The organism is Cupriavidus sp. GW823-FHT07A04, from assembly GCF_058794615.1.
This window is the reverse complement of sequence record NZ_JBXAHA010000028.1, coordinates 39,939-52,908: the sequence shown is the minus strand read 5'-3', so window position 1 is coordinate 52,908 and position 12,970 is coordinate 39,939. Positions and strand designations below refer to the sequence as shown.

Below are 12,970 nucleotides of genomic sequence, written 5' to 3'. Positions count from 1 at the left end.
GTTGAAAACCGGGGACGGGGAACCAGAGAGACAGCGGGGCCGCAGCGGCGTACACAGGCGTGACGCGCCGCACAATGAATGTGGGTGGAGGAACTATAAAAGAATCGTACGCGTCCCGCAAAATTTTTAAATGGGGTCAGATCATAATAAGCCTCGCACCACAACGGGGATGGTCTTTATTTGGGGACAGATAAAGAATGGTGCATCGCGGGATGTGCATTATTGATCTCGCCGCGATCGAGGGCGCAGCGCTTCACAGGCCCGCCCCGAGGCTAGACCGCGTCCGGCTCGGACTCCCTGTCCATTGCGGACCGGCCCGCCGGGCGGCCCTTGGGCAACGGCTGCACGCGCCGCCCGCCCTGTCGCTCCAGCTGTGCAAGGAAGGCCGCGTCACCCAGAGGCCAGCCGCTATGCGCGTGGCTGCGAAGCGTGGCCAGGGTCATCGACGACAGCCCCTCGGCGGTGACGGCACGGTAATTGGATTGGCGCTCGAACGGCGTATTGCCCAGCGCCCAGTACGCAGAGTGATCGCTCACAAAGGGGCTGGCCTCAATGCCGGCGTGATGGCGATAGCTGCTCCAGCGATCCCCTTCAGCCGAAATCACCTCGCCGGCACGCACGGCGTTGCCCTCCACGTACTGCATGGCTGGCAGCATCCAGGCAGCGGGATCGAACACCGCCGAGCGAAAGCGGCCATCCCAAAGCGTGCCGGTACGGTCCGCCACCCGGTTGAAATAGCGCGCGTAGCGGCGCCCTACCGCTTGCATGGTGAGGCTGAGCGAATCGGCATGCCTGGGGGTTGCCACGAGGTGGACATGATTCGGCCGCAAGGCGTAGGCGTGGATCGCCAGGTCGTGCTCCCGCGCGGCCATGCGCAGGCAGTCCAGGTAGTGGAGGTAGTCGTCGGTGCCAAGGAAGACGGGCTGACGATTGTTGCCGCGTTGCAACACCAGTGCCGGCAGCGAAGCCGGAGAGAAACGAGGAAGTCGGGCCATGATGGGCGAAGGGAATCGGCGATAGGTGCTTGCCGCTCGGATGGCTTAAACGGAAGCGATGCCCGATGATAGCGTAGCCGCAGCCTGATCCGTCCCCAATTTTCCCGCTGGCCGCGCTGGCCTAACTGCCTTCGTCGACAGCAAAAATGCGGCGGTGCTCCCGGATCGCATAGCGGTCGGTCATGCCGGCGATGTAGTGCGAGATCAGCCGGGACGGGTCACGGCCTTGCCCCGCCTGATACTGCGGCGGCAGCAGGCGCGGATCCGCCATGAAGACATCGAACAGGTCGGTGATGATGCGCTGGGCCTTGGAGGACATACGCATCACCAGGTAATGGCGATAGAGATGGCGGAACAGGAAACGCTTGAGCGCCGCCGCTTCCTCGCGCACCGGCGCGCTGAAGGCCACCAGCGGGCCTGCAGCCCGCACGGCCTCGATGTTGCGCGGATTGGCGGCGGCAATGTTCTGGCTGGTGGTTTCGATCAGGTCGACGATCAGCGTGTTGATCATCCGGCGCACGGTTTCGTTGATCACGCGCCGCCCGTTGATACCGGGAAATGCCGCCATCGCCTCGGCGCGGTGGCGCCCCCACATCGGCACTTCGTCCATCTGCTCAAGCGTGAGCAGCCCCGAGCGCAGGCCGTCGTCGATATCGTGGTTGTTGTAGGCGATCTCGTCGGCCAGGTTGGCCAGCTGGGCCTCCAGCGAGGGCTGCGTTCCCTCCAGAAAACGCCGGCCCAGTTCGCCAAGCGCAGAGGCATTGACGCGCGAGCAATGCTTGAGCACGCCCTCACGGGTCTCGAACGTCAGGTTGAGCCCGTTGAAGCCGCCATAGCGCTCCTCCAGCTCATCCACCACCAGCAGGCTCTGCAGGTTGTGCTCGAAGCCGCCGTGGTTCTTCATGCAGTTGTTCAGCGCATCCTGGCCGGCATGGCCGAAGGGCGTGTGGCCAAGATCGTGCGCCAGCGAAATGGCTTCGACCAGGTCCTCGTTCAGGCGCAGGTTGCGGGCGATGGAGCGGGCGATCTGCGCCACTTCCAGGCTATGGGTGAGCCGGGTGCGGAACAGGTCACCTTCATGATTGACGAAGACCTGGGTCTTGTACTCGAGCCGCCGGAAGGCCGTGCTGTGGATGACGCGGTCGCGGTCGCGCTGGAATTCCGTGCGCGAGGACGAGGGCGGTTCGGCATGCACCCGCCCAAGTGTCTGCGCGGAGCGGGCGGCATAGGGAGCGAGATGGCTTTCGAGGTCGGTCATGCGGCAATCCGGTCAGGCGTGCGGCCGGGTGGCGGTGCGCCGCCCGGCTGGCGTTGCAAGGCACAACCGATCACGTCAGGCGACCGGCGCCTCGGTAGGCGGCCTGAGCACCGCGTGCTGCAAGGTAGCGCGCAGGTCAGGGTCTGGCACAGTGGTGATGAAGGCTTCGCCCAGCTTCCTGAGCAGGATGAACTTGATGCTGCCGGCTTCTGCCTTCTTGTCCACTTTCATCAGTTCAATGTAGCGGTCGGTGCCCAGTTCCGGCGCGACCACCGGCAGCATGGCGGCGCGGATAAGGTGCACCACGCGCGCGCGCGTTTCGGTGTCGATGAAGCCGAGCCGGTGCGACAGGTCCGCCGCCATCACCATCCCGCAACCTACGGCCTCGCCGTGCAGCCACTCGCCGTAGCCCATGCCTGCCTCGATCGCGTGGCCGAAGGTGTGGCCAAAATTAAGCATGGCGCGCAGGCCGCCCTCGCGCTCGTCCTGGGCCACCACCGCGGCCTTGATCTCGCAGGAGCGCTTGACCGCCAGCGCCATGATGTCCGGGTCGCAGGCGTTGAGCGCGCGGATATTGCGCTCGATCCAGCCGAAATACCCGGCGTCGGCCATGGCGCCGTGCTTGATCACCTCGGCCAGGCCCGCCGCGAGTTCGCGCTCCGGCAGCGTGCGCAGGGTGTCGATGTCGGCAATCACCGCATTGGGCTGGTGGAAGGCGCCGATCATGTTCTTGCCGAGCGGGTGATTGATGCCGGTCTTGCCGCCCACCGACGAATCCACCTGCGAGAGCAGGGTCGTGGGCACCTGCACGAACGGCACGCCGCGCATGTAGCAGGCAGCGGCGAACCCGGTCATGTCGCCCACCACGCCGCCGCCCAGGGCGATCAGCGTGGTCTTGCGGTCGGCGCCCGCGCTGAGCAGCGCGTCGAAGATCAGGTTGAGTGTTTCCCACTGCTTGAAGGCTTCGCCGTCGGGCAAGGTCACGGTGCGCACGGTCTTGCCGAGCGCCGCCAGGCTAGCCTGGACGCGGGCGGCGTACAGCGGCCCTACGGTCTCATTGGTGACGATGACGGCATGCTGGCCACGCACATGGGGGCGGAACAACTCAGTCTGGTCGAGCAGGCCGGTGCCGATATGGATGGGGTAGCTGCGCTCCCCAAGGCTGACTTCAAGGGTGATCATTGTGATTCTGGTCCTGCGCCGGGAGGTTGTCCGCGCACTCGCCGTCGGCCCCTTCGGGCTCTTCGGCGGCAACGGTGAAACCGGCCATTTCAAGTTGCATCAACACCATATTAGCAAGCTGCGCTACCGAAGGCTTGCCGGTTTCGATGATGAAATCCGCCACCTCGCGGTAAAGCGGGTCACGCTCGCCATAGAGCGTTTCCAGCCGTCCCTTGGGGTCTTCGGTCTGCAGCAGCGGGCGATTGCGGTCGTGGCGGGTGCGCAGCCACAGGTCGTGCGGGCTGGCGCGCAGGTAGACCACGGTGCCGCGCGCCTTCAGGTGCGCGCGATTCTCCGGGCGCAGCACGGCGCCGCCGCCGGTGGCCAGCACGATGCCGCGGCGCTGGGTCAGCTCGTCGATCGCCTGCGCCTCGCGGTCGCGAAAGCCCGCTTCGCCCTCGTGCTCGAAGATGATCGGGATACGCACGCCGCAACGCGCCTCGAGTTCATGATCCGAATCGAAGAACGGGTAATTCAGGCGCCGGGCCACGGTGCGGCCGACGGTGGTCTTGCCGGCACCCATCAGGCCGACAAAGAAAAGGTTCGGGCGGGTGACTGTCACTGGCGTGTCGGGCGGGAGCCGGGTCTCTGGCCGGCCCTCGCGGTGGAAAACTGCATCATCTTCTTATGTTGGGACGATCCGGGCAAGTGGCGAGGCGCAATCGGCACAAGGCAACCCGCCTCGCGACACGCCTTGCGCGCCTGCCACATGCACCCTCGCCCAATCTCTCTAGCCCGCCTGGACAATAAAAAAAGCCGCATCGGAACGATGCGGCCTGTCAGTCTACTGCATCCGGCCCGAGCGGGCGCTATTTCAGTGACACGCTGTCGTTGAGCACGCGCGGTGTCAGGAACACCAGCAGCTCGGTCCGGTTGTTGACCTTGGCGTTGTCCTTGAACAGGTTGCCGAGGATCGGGATATCCCCCAGCAGTGGCACCTTGTTCACATTGGTGGACTCGGTCTGGCTATAGATGCCGCCAATCACCACCGTGCCACCGTTCTCCACCAGCACCTGCGTCTGCACGTGCTTGGTGTCGATGGCGAAACCCGAGGTAGTCTGGATGCCCACGCTGTCCTTGTTGACATCGACATCCAGCAGCACATTGCCTTCCGGCGTGATCTGCGGCGTGACTTCCAGCTTCAGGTTGGCCTTGCGGAACTGCACCGAGGTGGCGCCACTGGAGGTGGCGGCCTGGTAGGGCAACTCCGTGCCTTGCTCGATCAGCGCCTTGATATTGTTGGCGGTGACCACGCGCGGGCTGGAGATGATCTTGCCCCGCCCGTCCGCTTCCAGCGCGGACAGTTCGAGCGCCAGGAAACGGCCGGCCGCGTTGTTGAACAGGCTGACCGCGACCGAGCCCGGGTTGACCCCGTTGATCGCCGCCGCCGGCAGGCTAAGCGCCGGGCCGTTGTCCCAGGTGGCGTTCTGAGTCACCGGGCTTACCACATTGGTGTAGGTGTTGCCGTAGCCGGCGCCGGCCGTCTTGGAGGCAAAGCCCAGCTTCACGCCGAGGTTGCGGCTGAAGGTATCGTTGGCCTCGACGATGCGCGCCTCGATGATGACCTGGCGCACCGGGATGTCGATCTTGCCGAGGAAGCCCTGCACCTCTTCCAGCTTGGTCGCGATATCGGACACGAACAGCTGGTTGGTACGGGGATCGGCCGTCAGCGAACCGCGCTTGGACAGCATGCGGGTGCTGCCCGTCGTGCCGGCCAGGCCGCCCACCGCGCCAATCGGAGCGACACTGCCCAGCGCGCCCGCGCCGCCGGTGGTACCCGCCGCGGCCAGCCCGAGCAGCATGCGCCGCACGTCTTCGGCACGCTGGTAGTTGAGCTGGAACACCTGGCTGCGGATCGGCTCAAGGTCATTGATCTGCTGCTGTGATTCGAGCTCGAGCTTTTCCTTGGTGGCCAGCTCGGCCTTGGGCGCCACCCACAGCACATTGCCGTTGCGGCGCGAGGCCAGTCCCTTGGCATCGAGCACGATCTGCAGCGCCTGGTCCCAGGGCACATCCTTCAGGCGCAGCGTCAGGTTGCCCTGCACGCTTTCGCTGGTGATGATGTTGAGGTTGGTGAAATCGGCAAACACCTGCAGCAGCGAGCGGATGTCGATGTTCTGGAAGTTCAGCGAGAGCCGCTCGCCACGGAAGCCTGCCCCGCTGATCAGCTTGGCCGGATCTTCCTTGACCGGGCGCACCTCCACCACGAACTGCGTATCGGTCTGGTAGGAGCTGTACTCCCAGTTGCCGCGCGGCTCGATGGTCAGGCGGGTGCTGCCGTTGTTGTCGCTCGCGCGCATGCCCTGCACCGGCGTGCCGAAATCCGTCACGTCAAAGCGCCTGCGCATGCCGTCGGGCAGCGATGTATTGAGGAAATCGACCACCACGTTCTGGCCCTGCTGCGCAATATTGATGCCGGAGTCGCGCGAGGAAAGATCCACCACGATGCGGCCAGCGCCATCCTGGCCACGGCGGAAATCGATATTGCGCACGGTCGGCCGCATCGCGGGCACTGCCGGCGCCTGCGCCGAGCTGGGGGCGAACGTCGGCACAGCCGCACGGGCAGTCGGGGCGACATTGTCGAGCAGCACCACGAACAGGTTGCCACGCACCTCGGTGCGGTAGCTGGCCACGCGGGTCAGGTCGAGGATCACACGGGTGCGATCGCCGATCTGGACCACATTGGCGCTCTTGAGCAGCTTGCCGCCGAAGTCATATTGCGCCCGCCCGGCCGCGAAGCCGGTATCGAGAAAGTCGATGGCGAGCTTGGGCGGATTCTGCGTGGTGAAGTCGGCCGGCTTTTGCGCCGGCGGCCCCTGCATCTCGACCGTGAATACGGTCTGCTCGCCCACCGTGGTGGCATCGACGCGCTTGATGGCGTTGCCCGGCGTCGGTTGCGCCAGTGCCGCCGGCGCGGCCAATACCAGCGTTATCATTGCGGCGCCCGCAAGCGCCCGGTACCAGCGACCCATGATCATGCCGACCCCTCCAGCTTCAGGCTGGTCATTTTCTCTTTCCACTCGGCTACCCCTTCCCGGACCAATTCGCGCAACACGATCTCCTGATCGTTGATGCGGACCACCCGGCCGTAGTTCTGGCCGAGATACTGCCCCACCTTGACGTGGTGGATCTTGTTATCTACCTGCACGACGCCGTAGGTCTCGCCGCTCTTCTTCATGGCGCCCAGCATCTTGAAGTTCTCCAGTGGGAAATCCTCCAGCGGCTCGCGCCGGCGGCCGGATTCCGGCGACTCGGACAGGACCCGGTTCAGGTCGCCGATCTTGTTCTGGGCAAAGGGCTCGGGCGCGCTGCGGCCCGCGTAGTCGCGCGGCACGTAGGGCTTGGGCTCGGGCAGCGGCGCCGGCGGCGGCGCCTTGGCAGCCTGGGCTTGCGCCATCCACTGGCGCAGGCCGTCTTCCTCGCTGCCCCCGCAGGCTGCCAACAGCGCGGCGCCGATCAGCGCGCAAGCGCAGGCACGCAGGCGCGAAGCCTGGATCGCTGGCATCATTTCTTTGCTCCCGCGGCCGTCTTGGCCGCCGCGGCTTCCGCCTTGCGCTGCGCCGCCTGTTCGTCAGGGTCCAGCGCGCGGTAGGCCATGGCCGTGGCTTCCATCGTCAGCCCGCCATCCTTGCCGGTGGTGAACTGCAGCCCCTGCATCGAGACGATGCGCGAGAGCGCAGCAACATCGGCGTTGAACTGGGCCACGTCGTGGTAGCGGCCGGTAACCTTCAGGTTGACCGGGATCTCGGCAAAGTAAGGCTTGATCACGGCGGCTTGCGGCTTGAACAACTCGAACTGCAGGCCGCGCGCCACGCCAGCGTGATTGACATCGGCCAGCAGCGCGTCCATCTCGGTCTTGTTGGGCAACTGGCGCTCGACAAGCGCCACGCGCTGCTCCACTTCCGCCTTTTGCTTGCGCAGCGCATCCAGGTTGGCCACCTGCGCCACCTTGCTCAGGTAGGACTGCTTCAGGGTGTCCTGCTGGGCATGCCGGCGATCGAGATCCTCGAGCTTGCCGCTCCAGTAGAACTGCCAGCCCAGCAACAGCACCAGCACCGCAGCCAGCACCGCGAACAGCACGCGCGGGGCCCCCGGCCAGGTTTCCGGCTCATTGAGGTTCAGGCCACGGAACTGCGCGGTGAGATCGTTCAGCGTGGCGAGCGAGATTTCGCTATTGAGTGCCATGGTCAGCCCCCTCCGCCTGCTGGCGCACTCGCGCCGGCGAGGCCGGCCTTGCCCTTCTTGCCGTCCTCCGGCGCTTCCGGCGCACGGTAGGCGAAGCGCATGGAGAAATCGAACAGGCGCCGCTGCTCGCGCAGGTTGTTGGTCATCATCACGGCCTTGGATTCGCCCAGCTCGGCCTTGTCCAGCCACTGCACCTGGCTAAGGTTGCGCAGCAACTCCGACACACGCTCGTTCGACTGCGCGATGCCGGTCACGGTAAAGGCGTCGCCGGTCTGCTTGAGGGTGGTCAGGTACACGCCTTCGGGCACCTGGCGCACCAGTTCCTCCAGCAGCTGCACGGGACGGTTGCGCTCGTTCTGCAGGCCCTCGATGGCTTTCTGCCGCTGCAGCAGCCCTTCGATATCCTTGCGCAGCGTATTGACCTCGCGGATCTGCCCGTCCATGCGGTTGTTCTCTGCGAGGAGCACCTGGTTCAGGCTGGACACGGCATCGACCCGGTGATCGATGTACATGCCGCCCAGCAGCACCACCAGCGCGCCGGCGCCGGCCGCGCCGCCCAGCAGGGCGTAGACCTTCTTGCGCCGCGAGGCCCTGCGGGCCTCGTGGTAAGGCAGCAGATTGACTGTCGGGATCGAATTGATAGACATGCGGCTTCCCTCGCTGGCTTACTGCAGGCCGCGCAGCGCAAGCCCGGCGCTCACGATGTAGGCCGGCAGGTCGCGCTGCAGATAGCGCTCGTTGACCTTGACGGCTGTCATCATGTTGGCAAAGGGGTTGGCCAGCGTGGTGGTGATCTCGGTTTGCTGCTCGATCGCGGCTTGCACGCCGACCAGCGAAGCATGGCCGCCGGAGAGCAGGATCTCGTCGACCCGGCCGATGCTCGAAGCTGACAGGAAGTTGCGCACGGCGCCTTGCACCTCCACCGCCAGCGCCTCCAGGGAGGGCTTGAGCAACTGGGTGCGCCAGGCTTCGGGCAGCGTATTCTTGCGCTTCTTGATCTCGGCCTTGAGCGCGTCCAGCGTAAACATGCGCGCCGCGCTCTGGGTGAGCTGGTCGCCGTAGCTGTTGAGCGGCTGCTCGTAGAGCTCTTTCCAGCCTTGGTAGAAGATCGCCTTGGAGCGGCTGCCGCCAAGGTGGATCACGGCCACCACGGGCAGTTCCTTGGCGTCGGTGGCGCTGATGTCGGCGGACACGCCCAGCATCTGCACCACGGAGCGCTGCACCGCGTATTCCTCAACGTCCATCACAAGCGGCTTGAGTCCGGCCATTTCGGCAGCGGTCACGCGCTCCTGCACACGGTCGCTGTTTGCCGCGGTAACGCGCACGCCGATGCCGCCCTCGGTTTCGCTGGGGCCGATCACGGCAAAGTCGAAATTGACGGCCTGCGATGGCGGATAGAGGCGATGCGCCTCGGATTCCACCTGGACGTAAAGCTCGTCCTCGGACAGGTTGTCCGGCAGGCTGACGGTCTGCGATTCGGTCAGCATCGAAGGCACGCCGAGCACCACCTCCTTGGTGCGGATGCCGGCTTTGCCGAGGGCGCGCTTGAGAGCGATGCCAACGGCTTCGATATTGACCACGTTGCCATCGGCAACGGCATTACGGTCCAGCAGTTCGCTGGCACATTTTTCCAGCCGATAGTCGTTCTTGCCACTGCCCACGGACAGCTCGACTACCTTAACGCTGGACGACCCGATGTCAACGCCGACCGTCGTACGGCGCAACAACCCCGACAAGATACCTCGCCGCAAGGTGACCCCCTGACCGTTGAACTCGCCTTGGCTTGGTTGCTCTAATTTGGCGAGTCTGTATTGTTTCTTGGATGAAACGTTTTGCTCTTTTAGTTGGTGGATTCTCACCAAAAAACGGGGCGCTGGCAATGTGCCGGTTTGACCACGATTGCTTTTCATCAACACCCCTCACAAAGCGTTGCCAAAATCCCACGGTGCCCCTCGCCCTACCCACTTCGCCCATCTTTTCGTTTCATGCAGATCTCAATCCCATTACATCTTGTAACAGCGCGATAGCGGCTTGCGCGCCACAACGCGCCGGGAGCGGAGTATCCCGGGAGATATAATCCCGGCACCTCTAACTAGGTATTTCCCTTATGGCCACAGCACAACAGAAGCCGTCCCTACCTGCCCGACGTCCGATCTGGATGCGGCTAACCTTTTGGGCCCTGGGCCTGCTGGTGGCCGGGATCGTGGCGGTGGCACTGCTGGTGGGATACGCGCTGCTGGTGGCCGCGCCCAACCTGCCATCGCTCGACACCATCACGGATTACCGCCCGAAGATCCCATTGCGGATCTACACGGCCGATAACGTGCTCATTGGTGAGTTCGGCGAGGAACGGCGCAATTTCGTGCCGATTACGGAAATACCGGACGTGATGAAGAAGGCCGTGCTGGCCATCGAGGACGATCGCTTCTACGAACACGGCGGCGTCGACTTCGTCGGCGTGCTGCGCGCTGGGCTGGCCAACCTGCGCGGCGGCCTGTCGCAGGGCGCCTCCACCATCACCATGCAGGTGGCGCGCAACTTCTTCCTCTCCAGCGAAAAGACGTACACCCGCAAGCTGTATGAAATGCTGCTGGCGTACAAGATCGAGGCCAACCTGTCCAAGGACCAGATCCTCGAGCTGTACATGAACCAGATCTACCTGGGGCAGCGCGCCTATGGCTTTGCCAGCGCGGCCCGGGTGTATTTCGGCAAGTCGATCAAGGACGTGACGCCGGCCGAGGCCGCCATGCTGGCCGGCCTGCCCAAAGCGCCGTCGGCCTACAACCCGGTGGTCAACCCCAAGCGCGCCAAGGTGCGCCAAGAGTACATCCTGCAGCGCATGCGCGACCTGCGCTACCTCACGCCCGAGCAATACGACCAGGCCATCCACGAGGAACTGAAGGTGCGCGGCGAGGGCAATGAGTTCTCCACCCACGCCGAGTACGTGGCCGAGATCGTGCGCCAGTTGATGTACGCGCAATACCGCGAGGAAACCTACACCCGCGGCCTGACCGTCTACACCACGCTGAACAAGCCCGACCAGGACGCCGCCTATGAGGCGGTGCGCTCTGGCATCATGAATTACGAGCGCCGCCACGGCTACCGCGGCCCCGAGGCCTTTATCGACCTGCCCGCCGGCGCGGACGAGCGCGAGCAGGCCATCGACGACGCACTGCTGGAGCACCCGGGCAGCGACGACCTGCGCTCGGCCGTGGTCACCAGCGTGACGGCCAAGCAGGTCACCGCCACGCTGCTGTCCGGCGAAGTCGCCACCATCGAAGGCCAGGCGCTGCGCTTCATCGCGCCGTCGCTGGCGGCCAATGCGCAACCCAAGGCCAAGATCCGGCCGGGCGCGATCATTCGCGTGACACAGGACGAGAAAGGCGCGTGGACGGTCACGCAGTTGCCGGAAGTATCCGCCGCATTTATCTCGCTCAATCCGGAAGACGGCGAGATCCGCTCGATGGTTGGCGGTTTCGATTTCAACCGCAACAAGTTCAACCACGTGACGCAGGCCTGGCGCCAGCCCGGCTCCAGCTTCAAGCCGTTCATCTACTCCGCGGCACTGGAAAAGGGATTCTCCCCTGCCACGGTGATCAATGACGCGCCGCTGTCGATCAGCGATAACGGTGGCCAGGTCTGGGAGCCGAAGAACTACGACGGCAAGTTCGAAGGCCCGATGACCATGCGCCGCGCGCTGGCCAAGTCCAAGAACCTGGTGTCGGTGCGCATCCTGCGCGCCATCGGCACCCAGTACGCCCAGGACTACATCACGCGCTTTGGCTTTGACGCCGACAAGCACCCGGCTTACCTGCCGATGGCGCTGGGCGCTGGCAGCGTCACGCCGCTGCAGATGGCTGGCGCCTACTCGGTCTTTGCCAACGGCGGCTACCGCGTCAATCCCTACCTGATCCAGAAGGTGGTCGATGCGCGCGGCAACGTGATCTCCGAAACCAAGCCCCAGCGCGCCGGCGCGGATGCGGTACGCGTGCTGGATGCCCGCACCGCCTTTATCGCCGACACCATGCTGCGTGAGGTAGTGCGCAGCGGCACGGCCAACAGCGCCAAGCAACGCCTGGGCCGCAACGACCTGGCCGGCAAGACCGGCACCACCAACGACGCCGTCGACGCCTGGTTCGCCGGCTACACGCCCAAGCTGGTGGCCATCGCCTGGATGGGCTACGACCAGCCCAAGAGCCTGGGTGTGCGTGAGACCGGCGGTGGCCTCGCGCTGCCGATCTGGGTGGGCTACATGGGCAAGATGCTCAAGGGCGTACCAGAGCTCCCCGAACGCCAGGCTCCGGAAGGCGTGGTCATGGTGGGCGGCGACTGGACCTTCGAGGAAAACGCGGGCGGCGCCGGCGTGGCTTCGGTTGGCCTGGGCGATCCGTGGCCTGGCAAGCCGGACGAAAGCACGCAATCGCCCGCCGACGTCGAGGCAGAGAAGAAGCGCATCCTGGAAATGTTCGGCGGCGGCTGAGGGGCCCCGCCGGGACAGCTTCCCGCCAATGAAAAAGCCGGCTTCGCGCCGGCTTTTTCGTGCCTGGGCGAGAGCGCTCAGGCCAGTTTCAGCGTCACCCCCGCCTGCTGGCTCACGTAGCCCGATAGCGCCGCATACAGCTCACCGCCGCCGCGCGTATCGACCCAGCGCTGGCCATCATGGCGAAAATGGAAACCGCCCGAGCGCGCGGCCACCCACAGTTCCTGCATGGGCGCCTGGCTGTTGACGATGATCTTGGAGCCGTCTTCGAATTCGAGCTCCATGAGATTGCCGGCACGGTTGATTTCGATGTCGGCGTCGGCCGCGTCGGCGGCGGTTTCCACCGCGCTTTCCAGCCGGTCCAGCTCTTGCTGGGCCAGCGCCAGGAACTCACTTTCACTCATGGGGGGCATGCTAAACTCCAAGACCGCCGGCCAGCGCCGCTATAGCGATGTAGCGCCGTAGCCGGCAGCGTATTGAAAAGTACTTCGTATTTCCGGTGGTCCCGCCGCGCTCCGCTTGAGGGACACTCCGGGACGATCGGGGACGACCCTGAACGACATTTTAAGGACGACCCGATGTTGCGTCGTGTTGCGATTGTATCGGCGTTTGCCGCCAGCCTTGCGATGCCCCTGCTGTCGGGATGTGGCATCCGCGGCCCGCTGACGATGCCCAAGCAGCCTCCCGCACCGGCGCAGCCGGGCGTACCGGATCCAGGCCTGGGCAACCCGGCCGTGCCAAATCCGGCGGCCCCCAAGGGCTCCGCCGCCACAGCGGCACCCGCCACGGCTCCGGACGCAGTGCCGGCCGCCACTCCCACCGCCAAATAAC

12 protein-coding genes are annotated in these 12,970 nt (G+C 65.1%); 2 read left to right on the top strand and 10 right to left on the bottom strand.

All coding sequences use genetic code 11. The features are described from left to right. Positions 1-272: 272 nt before the first annotated feature. From AC1Q7Q_RS35835 to pilM, 9 genes are all read right to left on the bottom strand, one after another. Entirely contained in the window at positions 273-995 is a 723-nt protein-coding gene (locus tag AC1Q7Q_RS35835; RefSeq protein ID WP_492373456.1) for a transposase, read from the bottom strand. Between the two features lie 121 nt (positions 996-1,116). Further along, entirely contained in the window at positions 1,117-2,253 is a 1,137-nt protein-coding gene (locus tag AC1Q7Q_RS35830; protein ID WP_492373455.1) for a deoxyguanosinetriphosphate triphosphohydrolase, read from the bottom strand. A 75-nt stretch (positions 2,254-2,328) separates the two neighbouring features. Then, positions 2,329-3,435 (bottom strand): 3-dehydroquinate synthase, encoded by a 1,107-nt coding sequence (aroB, locus tag AC1Q7Q_RS35825; RefSeq protein ID WP_150985724.1) that lies wholly within the window; start codon positions 3,433-3,435, stop codon positions 2,329-2,331. Then, on the bottom strand, positions 3,422-4,036 hold the full coding sequence (locus tag AC1Q7Q_RS35820) for a shikimate kinase (protein WP_043350282.1): 615 nt from the start codon (positions 4,034-4,036) through the stop codon (positions 3,422-3,424). The genes aroB and AC1Q7Q_RS35820 overlap by 14 nt, the downstream gene beginning before the upstream one ends. 247 nt (positions 4,037-4,283) lie before the next feature. Continuing rightward, the gene (locus AC1Q7Q_RS35815) at positions 4,284-6,452 is read right to left on the bottom strand and encodes a type IV pilus secretin PilQ (protein ID WP_492373454.1); all 2,169 of its coding nucleotides are present in this window, start codon (positions 6,450-6,452) and stop codon (positions 4,284-4,286) included. Then, positions 6,449-6,979 (bottom strand): pilus assembly protein PilP, encoded by a 531-nt coding sequence (locus AC1Q7Q_RS35810; RefSeq protein ID WP_236702062.1) that lies wholly within the window; start codon positions 6,977-6,979, stop codon positions 6,449-6,451. The genes AC1Q7Q_RS35815 and AC1Q7Q_RS35810 overlap by 4 nt, the downstream gene beginning before the upstream one ends. Then, a complete protein-coding gene (locus AC1Q7Q_RS35805) occupies positions 6,979-7,659 on the bottom strand; it encodes a type IV pilus inner membrane component PilO (RefSeq protein ID WP_492373453.1) in 681 nt (226 codons plus the stop codon). Before AC1Q7Q_RS35805 ends, AC1Q7Q_RS35810 begins: the two co-directional genes overlap by 1 nt. A 2-nt stretch (positions 7,660-7,661) precedes the next feature. Next, positions 7,662-8,306 carry a PilN domain-containing protein gene (locus AC1Q7Q_RS35800; RefSeq protein ID WP_492373452.1) on the bottom strand — a complete coding sequence of 215 codons (645 nt, stop codon included), beginning with the start codon at positions 8,304-8,306 and terminating at the stop codon, positions 7,662-7,664. 18 nt (positions 8,307-8,324) lie between these two features. Then, positions 8,325-9,395, bottom strand: coding sequence for a type IV pilus assembly protein PilM (pilM, locus tag AC1Q7Q_RS35795; RefSeq protein WP_492373451.1), 1,071 nt, complete (start codon positions 9,393-9,395; stop codon positions 8,325-8,327). Between the two features lie 371 nt (positions 9,396-9,766). Here pilM and AC1Q7Q_RS35790 point away from each other — a divergent pair, with 371 nt between their 5' ends. Then, complete coding sequence (locus AC1Q7Q_RS35790; protein ID WP_492373450.1) at positions 9,767-12,139, top strand: penicillin-binding protein 1A; 2,373 nt, start codon at positions 9,767-9,769, stop codon at positions 12,137-12,139. A 77-nt stretch (positions 12,140-12,216) separates the two neighbouring features. Here AC1Q7Q_RS35790 and cyaY read toward each other — a convergent pair whose 3' ends face one another. Further along, entirely contained in the window at positions 12,217-12,552 is a 336-nt protein-coding gene (gene cyaY, locus AC1Q7Q_RS35785; RefSeq protein WP_043350301.1) for an iron donor protein CyaY, read from the bottom strand. 165 nt (positions 12,553-12,717) lie between these two features. On the opposite strand from cyaY, the gene lptM reads away from it, so the two are divergent. Then, the gene (lptM, locus tag AC1Q7Q_RS35780; protein ID WP_492373449.1) at positions 12,718-12,969 is read left to right on the top strand and encodes an LPS translocon maturation chaperone LptM; all 252 of its coding nucleotides are present in this window, start codon (positions 12,718-12,720) and stop codon (positions 12,967-12,969) included. The last annotated feature ends 1 nt before the right edge of the window (position 12,970 follow it).

What these genes read in the sequence shown, in the direction of transcription:
- AC1Q7Q_RS35835 (WP_492373456.1), bottom strand. Translation starts at nt 995, where the DNA reads ATGGCCCGACTTCCTCGTTTCTCTCCGGCTTCGCTGCCGGCACTGGTG.
- AC1Q7Q_RS35830 (WP_492373455.1), bottom strand. Translation starts at nt 2,253, where the DNA reads ATGACCGACCTCGAAAGCCATCTCGCTCCCTATGCCGCCCGCTCCGCG.
- aroB (WP_150985724.1), bottom strand. Translation starts at nt 3,435, where the DNA reads ATGATCACCCTTGAAGTCAGCCTTGGGGAGCGCAGCTACCCCATCCAT.
- AC1Q7Q_RS35815 (WP_492373454.1), bottom strand. Translation starts at nt 6,452, where the DNA reads ATGATCATGGGTCGCTGGTACCGGGCGCTTGCGGGCGCCGCAATGATA.
- AC1Q7Q_RS35810 (WP_236702062.1), bottom strand. Translation starts at nt 6,979, where the DNA reads ATGCCAGCGATCCAGGCTTCGCGCCTGCGTGCCTGCGCTTGCGCGCTG.
- AC1Q7Q_RS35805 (WP_492373453.1), bottom strand. Translation starts at nt 7,659, where the DNA reads ATGGCACTCAATAGCGAAATCTCGCTCGCCACGCTGAACGATCTCACC.
- AC1Q7Q_RS35800 (WP_492373452.1), bottom strand. Translation starts at nt 8,306, where the DNA reads ATGTCTATCAATTCGATCCCGACAGTCAATCTGCTGCCTTACCACGAG.
- AC1Q7Q_RS35790 (WP_492373450.1), top strand. Translation starts at nt 9,767, where the DNA reads ATGGCCACAGCACAACAGAAGCCGTCCCTACCTGCCCGACGTCCGATC.
- cyaY (WP_043350301.1), bottom strand. Translation starts at nt 12,552, where the DNA reads ATGCCCCCCATGAGTGAAAGTGAGTTCCTGGCGCTGGCCCAGCAAGAG.
- lptM (WP_492373449.1), top strand. Translation starts at nt 12,718, where the DNA reads ATGTTGCGTCGTGTTGCGATTGTATCGGCGTTTGCCGCCAGCCTTGCG.